At 66.8% G+C, this 16,775-nt stretch carries 15 protein-coding genes; 9 read left to right on the forward strand and 6 right to left on the reverse strand.

Annotated elements, in window-relative coordinates:
* Position 1: 1 nt before the first annotated feature.
* A complete protein-coding gene (locus ORI27_RS09040) occupies positions 2-1,285 on the reverse strand; it encodes a TetR/AcrR family transcriptional regulator (RefSeq protein WP_265996405.1) in 1,284 nt (427 codons plus the stop codon).
* 141 nt (positions 1,286-1,426) lie between these two features.
* A complete protein-coding gene (locus ORI27_RS09045) occupies positions 1,427-2,557 on the reverse strand; it encodes a PQQ-dependent sugar dehydrogenase (protein WP_265996407.1) in 1,131 nt (376 codons plus the stop codon).
* A gap of 135 nt (positions 2,558-2,692) precedes the next feature.
* On the opposite strand from ORI27_RS09045, the gene ORI27_RS09050 reads away from it, so the two are divergent.
* On the forward strand, positions 2,693-3,526 hold the full coding sequence (locus ORI27_RS09050; protein WP_265996408.1) for a DoxX family protein: 834 nt from the start codon (positions 2,693-2,695) through the stop codon (positions 3,524-3,526).
* Positions 3,527-3,537: 11 nt separating this feature from the next.
* Here ORI27_RS09050 and ORI27_RS09055 read toward each other — a convergent pair whose 3' ends face one another.
* The gene (locus ORI27_RS09055) at positions 3,538-3,942 is read right to left on the reverse strand and encodes a PH domain-containing protein (RefSeq protein ID WP_265996409.1); all 405 of its coding nucleotides are present in this window, start codon (positions 3,940-3,942) and stop codon (positions 3,538-3,540) included.
* Positions 3,943-4,200: 258 nt separating this feature from the next.
* Here ORI27_RS09055 and ORI27_RS09060 point away from each other — a divergent pair, with 258 nt between their 5' ends.
* From ORI27_RS09060 to ilvC, 3 genes are read left to right on the forward strand one after another with little or no spacing between them, the layout of a single operon-like run.
* Entirely contained in the window at positions 4,201-6,099 is a 1,899-nt protein-coding gene (locus ORI27_RS09060) for an acetolactate synthase large subunit (protein ID WP_265996410.1), read from the forward strand.
* Entirely contained in the window at positions 6,099-6,611 is a 513-nt protein-coding gene (gene ilvN, locus ORI27_RS09065) for an acetolactate synthase small subunit (RefSeq protein ID WP_265996411.1), read from the forward strand. Before ORI27_RS09060 ends, ilvN begins: the two co-directional genes overlap by 1 nt.
* A 56-nt stretch (positions 6,612-6,667) precedes the next feature.
* Complete coding sequence (gene ilvC / locus ORI27_RS09070) at positions 6,668-7,669, forward strand: ketol-acid reductoisomerase (RefSeq protein WP_265996635.1); 1,002 nt, start codon at positions 6,668-6,670, stop codon at positions 7,667-7,669.
* Between the two features lie 56 nt (positions 7,670-7,725).
* On the opposite strand, the gene ORI27_RS09075 is transcribed toward ilvC, so the two are convergent.
* The gene (locus tag ORI27_RS09075; RefSeq protein ID WP_265996412.1) at positions 7,726-8,292 is read right to left on the reverse strand and encodes an EXPERA domain-containing protein; all 567 of its coding nucleotides are present in this window, start codon (positions 8,290-8,292) and stop codon (positions 7,726-7,728) included.
* 164 nt (positions 8,293-8,456) lie between these two features.
* Here ORI27_RS09075 and ORI27_RS09080 point away from each other — a divergent pair, with 164 nt between their 5' ends.
* A complete protein-coding gene (locus tag ORI27_RS09080; protein WP_265996413.1) occupies positions 8,457-8,825 on the forward strand; it encodes a heme-binding protein in 369 nt (122 codons plus the stop codon).
* Between the two features lie 58 nt (positions 8,826-8,883).
* On the opposite strand, the gene ORI27_RS09085 is transcribed toward ORI27_RS09080, so the two are convergent.
* Positions 8,884-10,311 carry a phytoene desaturase family protein gene (locus ORI27_RS09085; protein WP_265996414.1) on the reverse strand — a complete coding sequence of 476 codons (1,428 nt, stop codon included), beginning with the start codon at positions 10,309-10,311 and terminating at the stop codon, positions 8,884-8,886.
* A gap of 73 nt (positions 10,312-10,384) precedes the next feature.
* On the opposite strand from ORI27_RS09085, the gene serA reads away from it, so the two are divergent.
* A complete protein-coding gene (gene serA, locus ORI27_RS09090; RefSeq protein WP_265996415.1) occupies positions 10,385-11,971 on the forward strand; it encodes a phosphoglycerate dehydrogenase in 1,587 nt (528 codons plus the stop codon).
* A 102-nt stretch (positions 11,972-12,073) separates the two neighbouring features.
* Positions 12,074-13,084 carry a 3-isopropylmalate dehydrogenase gene (locus ORI27_RS09095; RefSeq protein WP_265996416.1) on the forward strand — a complete coding sequence of 337 codons (1,011 nt, stop codon included), beginning with the start codon at positions 12,074-12,076 and terminating at the stop codon, positions 13,082-13,084.
* A gap of 55 nt (positions 13,085-13,139) precedes the next feature.
* On the opposite strand, the gene ORI27_RS09100 is transcribed toward ORI27_RS09095, so the two are convergent.
* A complete protein-coding gene (locus ORI27_RS09100) occupies positions 13,140-14,327 on the reverse strand; it encodes an MFS transporter (protein ID WP_265996417.1) in 1,188 nt (395 codons plus the stop codon).
* Between the two features lie 178 nt (positions 14,328-14,505).
* Here ORI27_RS09100 and ORI27_RS09105 point away from each other — a divergent pair, with 178 nt between their 5' ends.
* Complete coding sequence (locus tag ORI27_RS09105; RefSeq protein ID WP_265996418.1) at positions 14,506-15,282, forward strand: fumarylacetoacetate hydrolase family protein; 777 nt, start codon at positions 14,506-14,508, stop codon at positions 15,280-15,282.
* On the forward strand, positions 15,282-16,763 hold the full coding sequence (gene gltX / locus ORI27_RS09110) for a glutamate--tRNA ligase (RefSeq protein ID WP_265996419.1): 1,482 nt from the start codon (positions 15,282-15,284) through the stop codon (positions 16,761-16,763). Before ORI27_RS09105 ends, gltX begins: the two co-directional genes overlap by 1 nt.
* Positions 16,764-16,775: the final 12 nt, after the last annotated feature.

Consider the following 16,775-nt stretch of genomic DNA (forward strand, 5'->3'; position numbering starts at 1 on the left):
GTCACTTCACGACGACACCGCGGAGCATGGTGTCGCGGACACACAACTGCGCTGTGCGGGTACCCAACTCACGCAGGATGCTCTCGGGGATCCAGCCGACGCCGATCACCGCACGCGCCAACAAGTCGTTGGAAGGGTTGTCGATGCTGATCTCACCGGACTTGATGCCTTCAGCGAGAAGGCTTTTCATCTGTCGTACGCGTTTGGTGAACAACCATCCGGGGTTGGGTGTGTCCGGGGGGGACTGACGCATCCAGGCCAGCTGAATCCGGAACTCGTCGGCGAAGCGATCCAGCGCGTTGGTGTTGATCCAGCTCAGCGCATCCAGTTTCTCGACGACCGAGGAGTCCGACCGCAGCACTTCGGACCATCCCATGGCGACCTTCTCGCCGAAAGACTGCATGATCGACGCCAGCAGTTGATCTTTCGACCCGATCACCCGGTATACGGTGCCCGTTCCCATCCCGGCGGCCGACGCGATATCACGAATCGTCGTGACCTCGTATCCCTTCTTGCCGAATTCGGCTCGGGCAACCGCCCGTACGTGGGCGGCCTTGTCGTTAGGTTCGGCGTCGGCGTCGTCGGTCCACGAGCGGACGACGGCGTCGGCGGCGTGGAAGGCCGCCGATCGGTCGAGCTGCTCGTCGGTGGGGGCATCGGCGGCCAGGCCCTCGAGCAGGATCCGGCACAGCAACGCCGCTGACTTGTCGGGGCCGGCGTTGCCCCGGATGGGATCGAGTCCGATCTGCAACATCGTTTGCACGATCCGGTCGGCCAGCACGGTCAGGTCGACATCGGACCGCAGATAGCCGCTCCAGCGTGCCGCGCGAAGCGTCTCCAGCATCGACTGAATCAACGCCGACGGGCGCCGCGCCGCCAGGGCGGTGAGCTCGTGGTTCGAGCTCGGTCCCTCATAGAAGGACATCTGCAGGGCGGCGCGATGGGTGACGGCGCATTCCGCTATCGCCGTGGCCAATTCGGCGATCTGGTCGAAGGCGGGGTGGAAGTCCGGATCGTTGAGCCTGTTCTGCGCCTCACCGGCAATACGGTCCAGATCCTCGTGATAGCGGTGGAGCAACTCCACGAGGATCGCTTCTTTCGAATCGAAGTGGTGGTAGAGGCTGCCGGGCAGAATGCCTGCCGCGTCGGCGATCTCCTGCAGTGAGGTGCGCAGGCCCGACGTCGCGATGACCGTCGCCGCCGTCTGCAGTATCTCGGTTCGCCGCGTGCCGTCGTCATGGGCGAGGCCGCCGCGGGGCTTCGGCGTCGCGCGCGGACGCGCCATGACTCCTCCAAAGGTTCGATTGCCGGTCCCCGACTGACCCGATATTTGGCAGACGCTACCAGAGGCAGGGCGACCGGCAGGCCTTCCACCTGCGAATGTCGGTTGCCAACGACCGGCGCCGAGACACAGGTTTGGTAACGGTCAGGTGTTGTCGGCGTTGCTGCGCGGGAACCCACCGCCCTGCGGGAAGAGCGGGAAGACGACATCGTCGAGCTTCTCGGCATCACCGGCGGTCCGGTTGACCGTTGCGCCCCAGATATTTCCGTCCGGGGCCACCTGCAGTGCCCAGGCGTGGCCATGGGTGTCCTGGCGAACGACCTCGGGCTCGCCGGTCACCGCGCCGGTGCCCTGCGCAAGCCGAACCGCCACGGTCTGCTTGGCGTTGACCAGGTTGACGAGCACCGTGCCGTCCAGTGCCGCGCAGCCCGCGACACCCGGCTTGTCCGGCCACGTCCAGACGGTCGAGGTCTTCGCGTCCGGCGCGATGCGCTGCAAACGGTCACCGGCCGGAGTGCGGTCGGTGATGTAGAGCGACTTGTCGGTCGGGTCGATACACATGCCGCCGGCCGATCCCATCCCGGACAACGCCGTGGTGGGTGGCGCCGGGTTTACCGTCGTCGGTTGTTCCAAGCGGATAACCTTGCCCGCCAGTGAATTCGGATCTGCGGCCAGCGCGGGATTGCCGGCGTCGCCGGTCTGTACGACCAGAGTCGTGGGGCTGGTGAAGATCAGCGAGCCGCTGTTGCCGGTGGCGCCTTTGGGTATCCCGGTCAAGATGTCCTTGGGGATGTCGCCGTCGGCCACCCGGATCACCCGGTTGTCGGTGGGCGTACTGATGTAGGCGTACATCAGCCGGTCCTGGGAGTAGGTGGGCGAGAGCACGATGTCCATCAGCCCGCCGTCGCCGCTCGGGTCGACGGGGATGACGGTGCGGATTCTCGGCTCCGCGCTGACGGACACCTCCTTCACCGCGCCGGTGGTGCGCTCGGCGACCAGGGCCGTCTTGCTGTCCGGCCCCATGATGAGCCCGCTGGTGCTTTCCAGACAGCCCTGCATCACCCCGGGTGCGGGACAGGCTTTCGGGAACGGCTTGGGCGGCAGCGGCGGCGGCGGTGGCGGCGTCGACGACGGTCCGGGGGCCAGCTGCGGAGCGGTGGTGAAGGGCTGCGAGATGTCGTTGTTGAACTTCGCGCAGCCGGCCGAAGCGCCTGCCGCGACCGTCGCTGCGCAGAGCGCGGCCAGCACTCCGCGGACCGACCGGCGTACCTGCATGCCCGCCAGGTTACGGATACCGCGCCGATGTTCGCCACGACGGCCTGCCCCCGACGCGAAATCCAGGCAATATTCGCCGCCAGAAGCGCCGCTCAAATCCCCGATTTGCGCCGAGTTGCACTTACTCTGACTTTCGTGACGAGTCAAGGCCCCGATCCGCACTGGCAGCGACCCGACGAGTCCTCGGTTCGGCCGGTGTCGGCCCAGTTGGTCGACCCGGAAGACGACCTGCCCTCGGCGACCTATGGTGGCGACTTCGAGACCACCACCATTCCCCATTACGGCTCGGGGCTTCCGGGCTCCGCGCCGTCGACGGGCTACGGCCTGCTGCATGACCCCGAACCACTGCCGTATGTGCAGCCTCATGTCGATCCGACGCCCTCGCAGGCCGCCCCGATGGAGATCGAACCCTTCGACGCCGAGGAACGGGCCAAGGTCGCCGGCCGCCGAGGCACCCAGGACCTGGGCCTGCTGTTGTTGCGGATCGTCGTCGGCGCGATATTCATCGGCCACGGACTGCAGAAGGCATTCGGCTGGTGGGGCGGCCAAGGCCTGGACGGCTTCAAGACCGCACTGGCGGATGCCGGCTACCAGCATGCGGGGGTGCTGACCTACGTCGGTGCCGGTGCCCAGATCCTGGTGGGTGTGCTGTTGGTGCTCGGCCTGTTCACGCCGCTGGCCGCGGCGGGCGGGCTGGCCTATCTGGTGAACAGCCTGCTGACGGTCATCTCGGCCCAGCGCCAGGATGGTTACCTCGCGGTCTTCGGTCCCGACGGCATGGAATACCTGCTGGTGCTGATCGTCGCGGCGTCGGCGGTCATCCTGGTCGGCCCCGGCCGCTACGGATTCGACGGCGGGCGAGGCTGGGCCCGTCGACCCTTTATCGGGTCGTTCGTCGCACTGCTGCTCGGTATCGGCGGCGGTGTCGCCGCGTGGTTCTTCCTACACGGGAACAATCCGCTGGGTTAGCGCCCCAGCCGCTATTCGTACGGGTTGGGCACCCGCCCGCCGCTGGCCTGCGCCAGCAGTGGCAACGTGGCGAATGTGACCGCGGGCATCAGGATCTCCGAACCGTCCCGCAGCCGCGCCCGCGCCCACGATGTGCGGTCGAAGCGCAGCCCGTCGACCTCGTCCCAGCTCACGTTGCGGCTGCTCAGCAGCGTGCGCACCGTCAATGTGTCTGCGTCGGCCACCGTGCGCAGCCGCACGATCGCGACCGAGGCCAGGACCGGAATAACCATGAAGACCGCACCCCAGGTGGGGAACACCGTGATCATCACCAGCAGGCCCAGCGCCAGGAACCCCGAGGCGAAGTGCGCCATCGGCGATATCCGGATCACCACCGGCCTGGTGGTGGACTGGTCTGCGGCGCGACGGGAGGACATGGCTGCATCATCCCACTGCCGCGGCCGCCCCGGCGCGGACCCTGACCGGGATTTGACGCTTGACCAGTGCGGAGGCTACGGTCGCAGGTTATGAAGACCGGCGGAATGCTCGTAGTAATTGGCCAGCGCGTTGGTGCCGCGCTTGCCCCGACCCGGGCATAGCCACACGCACCAGCGCGCAACCCTCGTACAGCCGCCGAAGCTGACGGGGGTTTTTTCTTGCCCGAAGAAATGAACAGGACCGAAAAGGACGACATCGTGAGCGCACCCACCACGCGACCACCCGAGTCATCGGCGCCCGCCGACGGCGGAGGCACAGCACAATCCAGCGCCAAGACCGGCGCGACCACCGCCAAGCGTGTCGCCCCGCAGCAGCTCACGGGCGCCCAGGCGGTAGTCCGCTCGCTGGAGGAACTCGGCGTCGACACCATCTTCGGCATCCCCGGCGGTGCGGTGCTGCCGGTCTACGACCCGCTGTTCGATTCGAAGAAACTGCGCCACGTTCTGGTTCGCCACGAGCAGGGCGCCGGACACGCGGCCAGCGGCTACGCCCACGCGACCGGCAAGGTCGGCGTGATGATGGCCACTTCCGGCCCCGGTGCCACCAACCTGGTGACTCCGCTGGCCGACGCGCAGATGGATTCCATCCCGGTGGTCGCCATCACCGGCCAGGTGGGACGCACCCTGATCGGGACCGACGCATTCCAGGAAGCCGACATTTCCGGCATCACGATGCCGATCACGAAGCACAATTTTCTGGTGCGCAATGGCGACGACATCCCGCGGGTGATCGCGGAAGCGTTCCACATCGCCGCCACCGGTCGTCCCGGCGCGGTGCTCGTCGACATCCCCAAGGACATCCTGCAGGGTCAGTGCACCTTCGCCTGGCCGCCGCAGATCGACCTGCCTGGTTACAAGCCCAACACCAAGCCGCACAGCCGCCAGATCCGTGAGGCCGCCAAGCTGATCGCCGCGGCGCGCAGGCCGGTGCTCTACGTCGGCGGCGGCGTGATCCGCGGCGAGGCCACCGAGGAGTTGCTGGACCTTGCCGAACTGACCGGCGCTCCGGTGGTCACCACGCTGATGGCGCGTGGGGCCTTCCCGGACAGCCACCCGCAGAACCTGGGCATGCCGGGCATGCACGGCACGGTCGCCGCGGTGGCGGCCCTGCAGAAAAGTGATCTGCTGATCGCGCTGGGCGCGCGATTCGATGACCGGGTGACCGGCAAGCTGTCCTCCTTCGCCCCTGAGGCCAAGGTGATTCATGTTGACATCGACCCGGCCGAGATCGGCAAGAACCGCAACGCCGACGTGCCGATCGTGGGCGACGTCAAGCTGGCGATCACCGAAATCATCGAGGCACTGCGCAGGATGGTCGGAGGGCAGGAGCGAAGCGACTCGGGATATGTTCCCGGTTCGCCGCGGGCCAATCAGGACAACTGGTGGGAGTACCTGTCCGGGATCCGGGCTACCTACCCGCTGAGCTACGACCCGCAGCATGACGGCAGCCTCAGCCCCGAGTACGTCATCGAGCAGTTGGGCAAGATTGCCGGACCGGACGCCATCTATGTCGCCGGTGTGGGCCAGCACCAGATGTGGGCCGCACAGTTCGTCTCCTACGAGAAGCCGCGGACCTGGCTGAATTCCGGTGGTCTGGGCACCATGGGCTTCGCCGTCCCGGCGGCCATGGGCGCCAAGATGGCCCGACCCGACGCCGAGGTGTGGGCGATCGACGGTGACGGCTGCTTCCAGATGACCAATCAGGAACTGGCCACCTGCGCGGTCGAAGGAGTGCCGATCAAGGTCGCGCTGATCAACAACGGCAACCTGGGCATGGTGCGCCAGTGGCAGACGCTGTTCTACGAAGAGCGGTACAGCCAAACCGATCTGGCCACGCACAGCCACCGCATCCCGGACTTCGTCAAGCTGGCTGAGGCCTACGGCTGTGTCGGTTTGCGGTGCGAGCGTGAAGAAGACGTGATCGATGTGATCAACGAGGCCCGGGCGATCAACGACCGCCCGGTGGTGATCGACTTCATCGTCGGTGCCGACGCCCAGGTGTGGCCGATGGTGGCCGCGGGGTGCGGCAATGACGAGATCATGGCCGCCCGCAATATCCGCCCACTGTTCGACGACAACGAGGAGGGGCGAGCCTGATGGCCGGAAACACTGTCACCCATACCCTTTCGGTGCTCGTCGAAGACAAGCCGGGTGTGCTGGCCCGGGTTGCCGCGCTGTTCTCCCGGCGCGGCTTCAACATCGAGTCACTGGCGGTCGGCGCCACCGAGCAGAAGAACATGTCGCGGATGACGATCGTGGTCACCGCCGAGGAGACACCGCTCGAGCAGATCACCAAGCAGCTGAACAAGCTGATCAATGTGATCAAGATCGTCGAGCAGGACTCCGAGAACTCCGTTGCGCGCGAGCTCGCACTGATCAAGATCCGTGCCGATGCGGGCACCCGTAGCCAGGTCATCGAAGCGGTGAACCTGTTCCGCGCCAAGGTGATCGACGTGTCCACCGAGTCGCTGACCATCGAAGCGACCGGCACGCAGGAGAAGATCGAGGCGCTGCTGCGGGTGCTGGAACCCTACGGAATCCGCGAGATCGTGCAATCCGGTGTGGTGTCACTGTCGCGCGGACCGCGCGGGATGACGACCACCAAGTAAGACCCAGTAGTAACCAAAGAAAGGTAAAGGCCACCGTGGCTTCAAATTCCATCGAGATGTTCTACGACGACGATGCCGACCTGTCGATCATTCAGGGACGCAAGGTCGGTGTGATCGGCTACGGCAGCCAGGGCCACGCCCATTCGTTGAGCCTGCGTGACTCCGGTGTGCAGGTGAAGGTCGGCCTCAAAGAGGGCTCCAAGTCCCGTGACAAGGTCACCGAGCAGGGCCTCGAGGTCGACACTCCCGCGAATGTGGCCGCCTGGGCTGATGTGATCATGCTGCTCGCACCTGACACCGCGCAGGCCGAGATCTTCCGCAACGACATCGAGCCGAACCTGGAGGCCGGCAACGCGCTGTTCTTCGGGCACGGTCTGAACATCCACTTCGGCCTGATCAAGCCGCCGGCCAACGTCACCATCGGCATGGTCGCCCCGAAGGGCCCCGGCCACCTGGTGCGCCGCCAGTTCGTGGACGGCAAGGGCGTTCCCTGCCTGATCGCCATCGATCAGGATCCGACCGGTGAGGGCCAGGCGCTGGCGCTGAGCTACGCCAAGGGTATCGGCGGCACCCGGGCCGGCGTCATCAAGACCACCTTCAAGGACGAGACCGAGACCGACCTGTTCGGTGAGCAGGCCGTGCTGTGCGGCGGGACAGAGGAACTGGTCAAGACCGGGTTCGACGTGATGGTCGAGGCGGGTTACGCCCCGGAGCTGGCCTATTTCGAGGTGCTGCACGAGCTCAAGCTGATCGTCGATTTGATGTACGAGGGCGGCATCGCCCGGATGAACTATTCGGTGTCCGATACCGCGGAGTTCGGCGGTTACCTGTCGGGTCCGCGCGTCATCGACGCCGACACCAAGAAGCGGATGAAGGACATCCTCTCCGACATCCAGGACGGCACCTTCGTCAAGCGGCTGGTCGCCAATGTCGAGGGCGGCAACAAGGAGCTCGAGGGCCTGCGCAAGAAGAACGCCGAGCACCCGATCGAGGTCACCGGCAAGAAGCTGCGCGACCTGATGAGCTGGGTTGACCGGCCCATCACCGAGACCGCCTAGCCCTAACCGATTTCGGCGCGTTAACTCCTCGCTGAGCTAACGCGCCGAAATCGCGTTCAGGGGCGGGTGAACGGATGCGGACACCACATCCGTGCGGTCAGCAGTATCGGCACGATGATGTAGGGCAGGTTGTAGGCCAGCGCCTTGGGCACGTTGGTGAAGGTGTAGTCGTAGGCCGTATTGCAGACCGCCTGGAAAAGTGGTGCGTCACCGGTGAATCCGACCATCACGACGATGAAGGTGGTTTGGACCACCATTCCCGTGTAGATGAACGAGGGAATCCGGATCCACTCCCGTCCCTTGACGAAGGCGTAGACGAGCAGCACGTAGAACGTTCCGAAGACCACCGCGGACACACTCGCGCCGACCTGGAGGAAGCGGGGGTTGGCGATCAAGAGCGGATCGGTAGCGTCGGCGTACACGTGATAGACGACTCGCGCGAAGAAGAAATCGGAGTCCGGGTCGGGGCGGCCCACCATGTTGACGATGTCCCCGGTGAACGACGATCCGATGAACACCGTGAACACCACGATGAAGAACCAGTCGTAGCGACGGTCGCGCAAGGGGATCGGACGGCGAACGGCGGCAGCATCGGTGCTGGCTGTGGCTGGGGACGTGGTCATGGGCGCTGATGCTAGGGGCCTCACTGCACCTGGGAGACAAATTACCGCAATTCCAACAGTAAGACCTTCTGTACCCATCGGGGATGGGTCACCGCGCGACGGGGTACTTCGCCGTGTGTCACGCTTCAGGTGATTCAACAGCGACGGCAGATAGGGGTTCGACCATGACGTTCAGAGGGACCGCGCTCGGCGCGCTGTTGACCTGCACACTCGGTGTGGCAGCCGCCGCTGCCATGCCGAGTGCGGCCGCCGCGCCGTGCAGTGCCAGCGGCCTGGCCGCCACATCCAGCACTGTGCTGGCCGCCGCGGGCGGATATCTGGCCGACCACCCCGGGGCCGACGACGTACTGACCACCGCGGCCAATCAGTCACCCGAGGACGCGAAGGCTTCGGTGCGTTCGTACTTCATCGGGCATCCGGGCGAGTTGCTCGATCTGCAGAGCATCGCGGGCCCGTTGCGGGACCTGCGCAACCAGTGCGGAGTGACCGTGTCCCCGAGCCAGCTAGCGTTGTTGTTCGAGCAGGTTTCCTAGGGATTTCGGCGCGTTTTCGTTCGCTCAGCGGCGGTTTCCGCGCCGAAATCGCGGCCGCCTACGGGGCCAGCGACGGTAGGGGCAGTCCGAATTCGCGCTTGAGTACGGTGCGGGCGGCGTAGTAACCGGACATGCCGTGCACGCCGGTTCCCGGTGGAGTCGCCGACGAGCACAGGTAGGCCTTCGGGATCGGCGTCGTCCAAGGATTCCAGCGGAGGGTGGGGCCGACCATCGCGGCGAACAGCGTGGCGCCGCCCACGATGATGTCGCCGCCGACGTAGTTGGCGTTGTGGGCCGCCATCTGGGCGGCCGTCACGCAGCGCGACGCCAGCACCAGATCTCGGAATCCCGGAGCGGCCTTCTCGAAGAGGCCGATGATCGTGTCGGTGAGATCCACAGTCGAATTCGCCGGGACGTGAGCGTAGGTCCACAGCGGTCGCCGCCCCGCGGAATCGATGCGAGACGGATCGGACAGGTGCGGCAGCGCCGCCAGTGTCATCGGCGCTTTGGCGTGGCGCCCCTGGGTGATCTCTTTCTCGGAGTACGCCATCTGCGCCCTGGTGCCACCCATGTGCACGGTGGGGGAGGTCGCCATGCGTGGATCGCGCCACGGAATGTCACCGGAGAGCACGAAGTCCACCTTGCACACGCCGGGTCCAAACCGGTAGCGCCGGAGAGCTTTTGCGTAGCGATCCGGCACCGCCGAGCCGTAGATGTCGAGCAGGGCCGTCGGCGCGGTGTCATAGATGACCACCCCGGGCGGAGGGGAGGTCACCGGCTCGCCGACCACCAGTTCGCCCCCGTGGGCCTGAAGATCGGCCAGCAGGGCGTCGACGATCGCCTGGCTGCCGCCGACCGGCACCGGCCAGCCCGCGGTGTGGGCCACCGTGCCGAGCATGATGCCGGCACCGCTGTTGACCGGCGACGGCATCGTCGAAATCGCGTGTGTGCCAACACCGGTGAACAACGCCCGCGCGTCTTCGCCGCGCAACACACCCCATGCCGGGCTGCCCTGGGCGAGCACCCGCAGCCCAGACCGAACCGTGGTGAGCAGATCGGGCGGCAGTGAGCGCTTGTCCCCGAGGAAGAAGCCGAGGACACCGTCGGGATGGCCGGCGAGGGGCCCGAACAGGTGACGCCAGGAGCTGCCGTGCTCGAGCTCGGCGCAGGTGCGCTCCAGTGAGTGGTAGGCGATCGCGGCGGGGCGGTTCGGCAACGGATTGGCATAGGAGATCTCAGGCACCGCCAACTGCACCCCGCGGGCGGCGAGATCGAACTCGGCGAAAAACGGCGAGGCCACCGCCAGCGGGTGGACGGCCGAGCAGACGTCGTGCCGTACGTCGGGGTACTCGGGGTCGGCCGCGGTGCGGGCACCGCCGCCGAAGGTCGGCTGGCCCTCCACGACGCGTACCTTCAAACCGGCCCGTGCGCAGATGACGGCGGCCGCCAACCCGTTGGGGCCACTGCCGACGACGGTCACGTCCACACCTCAAGTAGACCGTACGAGGGTCGCCGGGCGGCACACAGGGCCGCATCGTCGCCACGCTAGGCTGACCGGCGTGAATCTGCCCGTTGTACTGATCGCAGACAAACTTGCCGAGTCGACCGTCGCCGCCCTGGGCGACCAGGTCGAAGTCCGCTGGGTCGATGGCCCGGACCGGCCGAAACTCCTGGCCGCCGTCGTCGACGCCGACGCGCTGCTGGTGCGGTCGGCCACCACGGTCGATTCCGAGGTGATCGCCGCTGCTCCCAAGCTCAAGATCGTCGCCCGCGCCGGCGTCGGCCTGGACAACGTCGACGTCGAGGCCGCCACCGCGGCGGGGGTGCTGGTCGTCAATGCACCAACGTCCAATATCCACAGCGCCGCTGAGCACGCACTGGCGCTGATGCTGTCGGCCGCGCGGCAGATCCCCGCCGCCGACGCCACGCTGCGCGAGCACACCTGGAAGCGCTCGTCGTTCTCGGGCACCGAGATCTTCGGCAAGACCGTCGGCGTGGTCGGCCTGGGCCGCATCGGGCAGTTGGTGGCCCAGCGGCTGGCCGCGTTCGGCACCCATGTCATCGCCTACGACCCCTATGTCCCGCCTGCGCGCGCAGCCCAGCTGGGTATCGAACTCCTGAGCCTCGACGAGGTACTGGCCCGAGCCGACTTCATCTCGGTTCACCTGCCCAAGACCAAGGAGACAGCCGGGCTGATCAACGCCGAGGCGTTGGCGAAGACCAAACCCGGTGTGATCATCGTCAACGCGGCCCGCGGTGGCTTGATCGACGAGAGCGCGCTGGCTGACGCGGTCAAGAGCGGACATGTGCGTGGCGCGGGCCTCGACGTGTTCGGCACCGAACCGTGCACCGACAGCCCGCTGTTCGAGCTGCCACAGGTTGTGGTCACCCCGCACCTGGGCGCCTCGACCGCCGAGGCCCAGGACCGCGCCGGCACCGATGTCGCCGAGAGTGTGCGGCTGGCGCTGGCCGGCGAGTTCGTTCCGGACGCGGTCAACGTGGGCGCCGGCGCGGTCAGCGAAGAAGTGGCGCCGTGGCTGGAGCTCGTCCGCAAACTCGGTCTGCTCGTGGGTGTGCTGGCCACCGAACCGCCGAACAGCCTGTCGGTGCGGGTGTCTGGTGAGTTGTCCTCCGAAGATGTTGAAGTGTTGAAACTTTCGGCGCTGCGCGGCTACTTCTCGACGGTGACCGATCAGCCGGTGACATTCGTGAATGCGCCGGCGCTGGCGGCCGAGCGGGGACTGGACGTCGAATTGAGCACCGCCAGTGAGAGTGTCAACCACCGCAGCGTGGTGGACGTGCGGGTGGTGTCACCCGACGGTTCGGCGACCAACGTGTCCGGGACGCTGTCCGGTCCGCAGGAGGTGCAGAAGGTTGTGCAGATCAACGGGCGCAACTTCGACCTGCGCGCCGAAGGGGTGAACCTGATCCTGCACTACACCGATCAGCCCGGGGCGCTCGGCAAGATCGGCACGCTGCTCGGCGCCGCCGAGGTCAACATTCTGGCCGCCCAGCTGAGCCAAGACACCTCCGGCAAGGCCGCGACGGTGATGCTGCGCCTGGATCGTGATGTGCCGACCGATGTCCGCGCCGAGATCGGAACCGCTGTGGACGCAGTGACCCTGGAAGTGGTGGATCTGTCGTGAAGCCCGCCGGTGACGATGCAGAGCGGAGCGATGAGGAGGAGCGGCGCAGATGAAGCCCGCCGGTGACGATGCAGAGCGGAGCGATGAGGAGGAGCGGCGCAGATGAAGTTAGCGGTGATCGCGGGTGACGGTATCGGCCCGGAGGTGATCGGCGAAGCGCTGCAGGTGCTCGACGCGGTGCTGCCCGGTGTGCAGCGCACCGAGTACGACCTGGGCGCGCGGCGCTACCACGCGACCGGCGAGCTGCTCACCGCTGAGACCATCGAGGAACTCCGACGCCACGACGCGATCCTGCTCGGCGCGATCGGCGATCCGTCGGTACCCAGCGGCGTGCTGGAGCGCGGGCTGCTGCTCAAACTCCGTTTCGCACTGGACCATCACGTCAACCTGCGGCCGGGTCGGCTGTACCCGGGGGTCGCCAGCCCGCTGTCCGGGGTGAGCGCTATCGACTTCGTCGTGGTGCGTGAGGGCACCGAAGGGCCCTACACCGGCAACGGCGGCGCGCTGCGCGTCGGAACCCCGCACGAGGTGGCCACCGAGGTGAGCGTGAACACCGCTTTCGGCGTCGAGCGGGTGGTGCGTGACGCGTTCACCCGCGCGCAGGCTCGACGCAAGCACCTGACCCTGGTGCACAAGACCAACGTGTTGACCTTCGCCGGTGGCCTGTGGAAGCGGGTAGTCGATGAAGTGGGGCGGGAGTTTCCTAATGTCGAGGTCGCCTATCAACACATCGACGCCGCCACCATCTACATGGTCACCGATCCGGGACGCTACGACGTCATCGTCACCGACAACCTGTTCGGCGACATCATCACCGACCTGGCCGGCGCCGTCTGCGGCGGAATCGGCCTGGCCGCAAGTGGCAACATCGACGCCACCCGGACCAATCCATCGATGTTCGAACCGGTCCACGGCAGTGCACCCGATATCGCCGGCCAGGGCATCGCGGATCCAACGGCCGCGGTGATGTCCGTCGCGCTGCTGTTGCGCCACCTCGGTGAGGACGACGCGGCCGCCCGCGTCGACGGCGCGGTGGCCTCGCATCTCACCACCCGCGGCGATGCGAGGTTGTCGACCAGTGAGGTCGGTGACCGGATCCGCGCGGCGCTTTAGTCGAGTCGACGATGCCGCCGAGTTGCGAGGCGGCGGAGGCGCGAGAAACTCAGGGCTAGTCCCTGATCGGCTGGTCGGCCGGGACCAGCGGCAGCGCGGCGACCGGGAACAGCGCGCACACCGCGAACGCCACCGGATAGCCCAGCACGCCGATCAGCGCGCCGAACAGTGGCGGAGTGAGCCCCGCGGTGAGCAACTGGCTGGTGTTCTGCGCACCCAGTGCCCGTCCGCTCCAGAACGGCCCGGCGATCTCGGCGATCGCGGTGAACGCCAAACCGTTGTCGACGACGGTGACCACCGAGGCCGCGACCATCACCGCGACACTCAGCGGGGAACCCAGTGCATCGGTCAACGCCAGCAGCAGCATGGCGGCCGCCGCGGCGACCGCGATCATCCGGATCGGGCGCAGCCGTGAACCCATCCGGTCCGACCAGCGCCCGGCGGCGATGCGGCCCAGCGCGCCGAGCACCTGGGCGAACATCACCAGCACGCCCGCGGCTTCCGCCGACCAGCCGCGATCGGTGATCAGCCAGACCAGGGTGAACGTCCACACCACGCATTGCGGCACCACCAGCAGCACCGACACCGCGTGGATCCGCCACAGCACGGGCGAACCGCGGTACGGGTTGGCCAGGTGCTCGGCCGGCGCGTCGGCACGCGGGGGACGCGGTGGATTGGCCACGCCGACAGCGCACACCAGGGCCGCCACCCCGCACACGATCGCCGGGAACAACAGCGCCAGCCCAACCCCGTGGGTCTGGGCCAGGCGTGGGATGACCAGTGCGCCGAGGGCCACGCCCAGCGGTTGGGCGGTCTGGCGAATGCCCATCACCAGCCCTCGCTGATGCGGTGGGAACCATCCGACCACCAGCCGTCCGCTCGCCGAATTGCTGCTGGCCGCCGCCATTCCGCCGAGGAACAGGAAGGCGCCCACCATGATCAGCGAATGCGCGGAGGCGGCTGCCAGCGCTGCCGCCGCGGTCAATGCGGAGCCGATCGTCAAGACGAAGCGTTCACCGATCCGGTCGACCACATAGCCCCAGGCGATCAGGGTGACCACCATCCCGAAGCTCGGCATCGCCGACACCAATCCGGCCTTGGCCAGGTCGAGGCCCATCGTGCTGTGCAGGGTGGGGATGAGGAAGGCGGCCCCGTTGATGAAGACGTTGGCGGACAACGTCGCGAACAACGCGATCACCAACATCGCCCAGCGCCGCAGGCTGCTGATCGTGTCGACGGCCATGAGGCCATGATTCCACGACGTGTCCCACAATGCTGAATTACTTTCTCATTATATGAGAAGCGTATGGAGTTGAGTACTCGCGCACAGGCGGTACGAGTGACGCCCTGCGTGACTACTCACCCAACGCTGGTCCCGGGGCGTTTCGGCCCCGCGCCGTCACCCCACTAGGCTGTGACGAATGCGCCTGGGTCGAATCGCCAGTCCCGACGGGGTCGCCTTCGTCAGCATCGAAGGGGACTCGGGGAGTGAAATCGTTCATGAGATCGCCGAGCATCCCTTCGGCACGCCCACGTTCACCGGCCGCACCTGGCCGCTTGCCGATGTGCGCCTGCTGGCGCCGATCCTGGCCAGCAAGGTCGTCTGTATGGGCAAGAACTACGCCGCTCACATCGAGGAAATGGGCGGCGATGCGCCGGAGGACCCGGTCATCTTCCTCAAGCCCAACACCGCGATCATCGGCCCGGGTGTGCCAATTCAATTGCCCACGAACGCTTCACCGGTCCACCACGAGGGCGAGCTGGCAGCGGTGATCGGCCGGCCCTGCAAGGACGTCCCTGCGGCGCGCGCCGCCGAGAACATCCTGGGCTACACCATCGCCAACGACGTGTCCGCCCGTGACCAGCAGAAGGCGGACGGTCAGTGGATGCGCGCCAAGGGGCACGACACGTTCTGCCCGGTCGGTCCGTGGATCGTCACCGACCTCGATCCGGCCGATCTGGAGATCCGCACCGAGGTCAACGGGCAGGTGCGCCAGCTGAGCCGGACCTCGTTGATGATCCACGACATCGGGGCCATCATCGAGTGGATCTCTGCTGTGATGACGCTGCTGCCCGGCGACCTCATCCTCACCGGAACGCCGGAGGGGGTCGGGCCTCTGGAGCACGGTGACACGGTCAGCGTCAGCATCGAGGGTATCGGGACATTGACCAATCCGGTGATCCGGAAAGGCCACTGATGACCGCGGCGGCCAATGATGTAGTGCGCGTGCGGTTCTGCCCGTCACCGACCGGTATCCCGCACGTCGGCATGGTGCGCACCGCGTTGTTCAACTGGGCCTACGCCCGCCATACCGGTGGCACGTTCGTGTTTCGCATCGAGGACACCGACGCCGCGCGTGATTCCGAGGAGAGCTACGCCGCACTGCTGGACGCGCTGCGATGGCTGGGCCTGGACTGGGACGAGGGGCCGGAAGTCGGTGGTCCCTACCAGCCCTACCGGCAGTCCCAGCGCTTGGATATCTATCGCGACGTGCTGACCCGGCTACTCGACTCTGGCGAGGCCTACCTCGCGTACTCCACCCCCGAGGAGGTGGAGGCCCGACACCTCGCTGCCGGGCGCAATCCCAAACTGGGCTATGACAATTACGACCGCGACCTGACCGACGAGCAGCGCGCCGCCTTCGCGGCCGAGGGACGTAACGCGGTGCTGCGGCTGCGGATGCCCGATGAGGACATCAGCTGGCACGACCTGGTTCGGGGCACGACGACCTTCGCCGCCGGCACCGTTCCGGACTTCGCCCTGACCCGGGCGACCGGGGAACCGTTGTACACCTTGGTCAATCCCGTCGACGACGCACTGATGAAGATCACGCACGTGCTGCGCGGTGAGGATCTGCTTCCCTCCACGCCTCGGCAGATCGCGCTGTACCAGGCGCTCATTCGCATCGGTGTTGCCGAGCGCGTGCCCGAATTCGCGCACCTGCCACCCGTTCTGGGGGAAGGCACCAAGAAGCTCTCCAAGCGCGACCCGGAGTCCAACCTGTTCCTGCACCGCGACCGCGGCTTCCTACCCGAGGGCCTGCTGAACTATCTGGCGCTGCTGGGCTGGGGGATCGCCGAGGATCGCGACATCTTCAGTCTCGACGAGATGGTCACCGCCTTCGACGTCGTCGACGTCAACTCCAACCCGGCACGCTTCGACCAGAAGAAGGCCGACGCCATCAACGCCGAACACATCCGCCGTCTCGACGAAGCGGAGTTCGCCACCCGGCTACGCGCGTACTTCGAGGCCCACAACCATGACACCGGGCTCGATGACGCGGGCTTCGCCGTCGCCGCGCAGCTGGTGCAGACGCGCATCGTGGTGCTGTCCGACGGGTGGGCGCTGCTGAAATTCTTCAACGACGACGTCTACGAACTGGACCCCAAGGCCGCTGCCAAAGAACTCGGCCCCGATGCGGTACCAGTGCTCGACGCGGCGATCGCCGCGCTCGAGGTGACCCCGGAGTGGACGGCGCAGGAGATCGAGGAGGCCCTCAAGGCCGCGCTGCTGGAGCGGCTCGAGCTCAAGCCCCGCAAGGCGTTCGGGCCGATCCGGGTGGCGGCGACCGGAGCCACGATCAGCCCGCCGCTGTTCGAGTCGCTGGAGTTGCTGGGCAGTGACCGCAGCCTGCGGCGACTGCGTGCGGCCCGCGACCTAGCCGGGGGGCTGGAATAAAGAGGCCGAAAT

This window comes from Mycobacterium pinniadriaticum (assembly GCF_026242045.1).
In the GTDB taxonomy this organism is placed as follows: Bacteria; Actinomycetota; Actinomycetes; order Mycobacteriales; family Mycobacteriaceae; genus Mycobacterium; species Mycobacterium pinniadriaticum.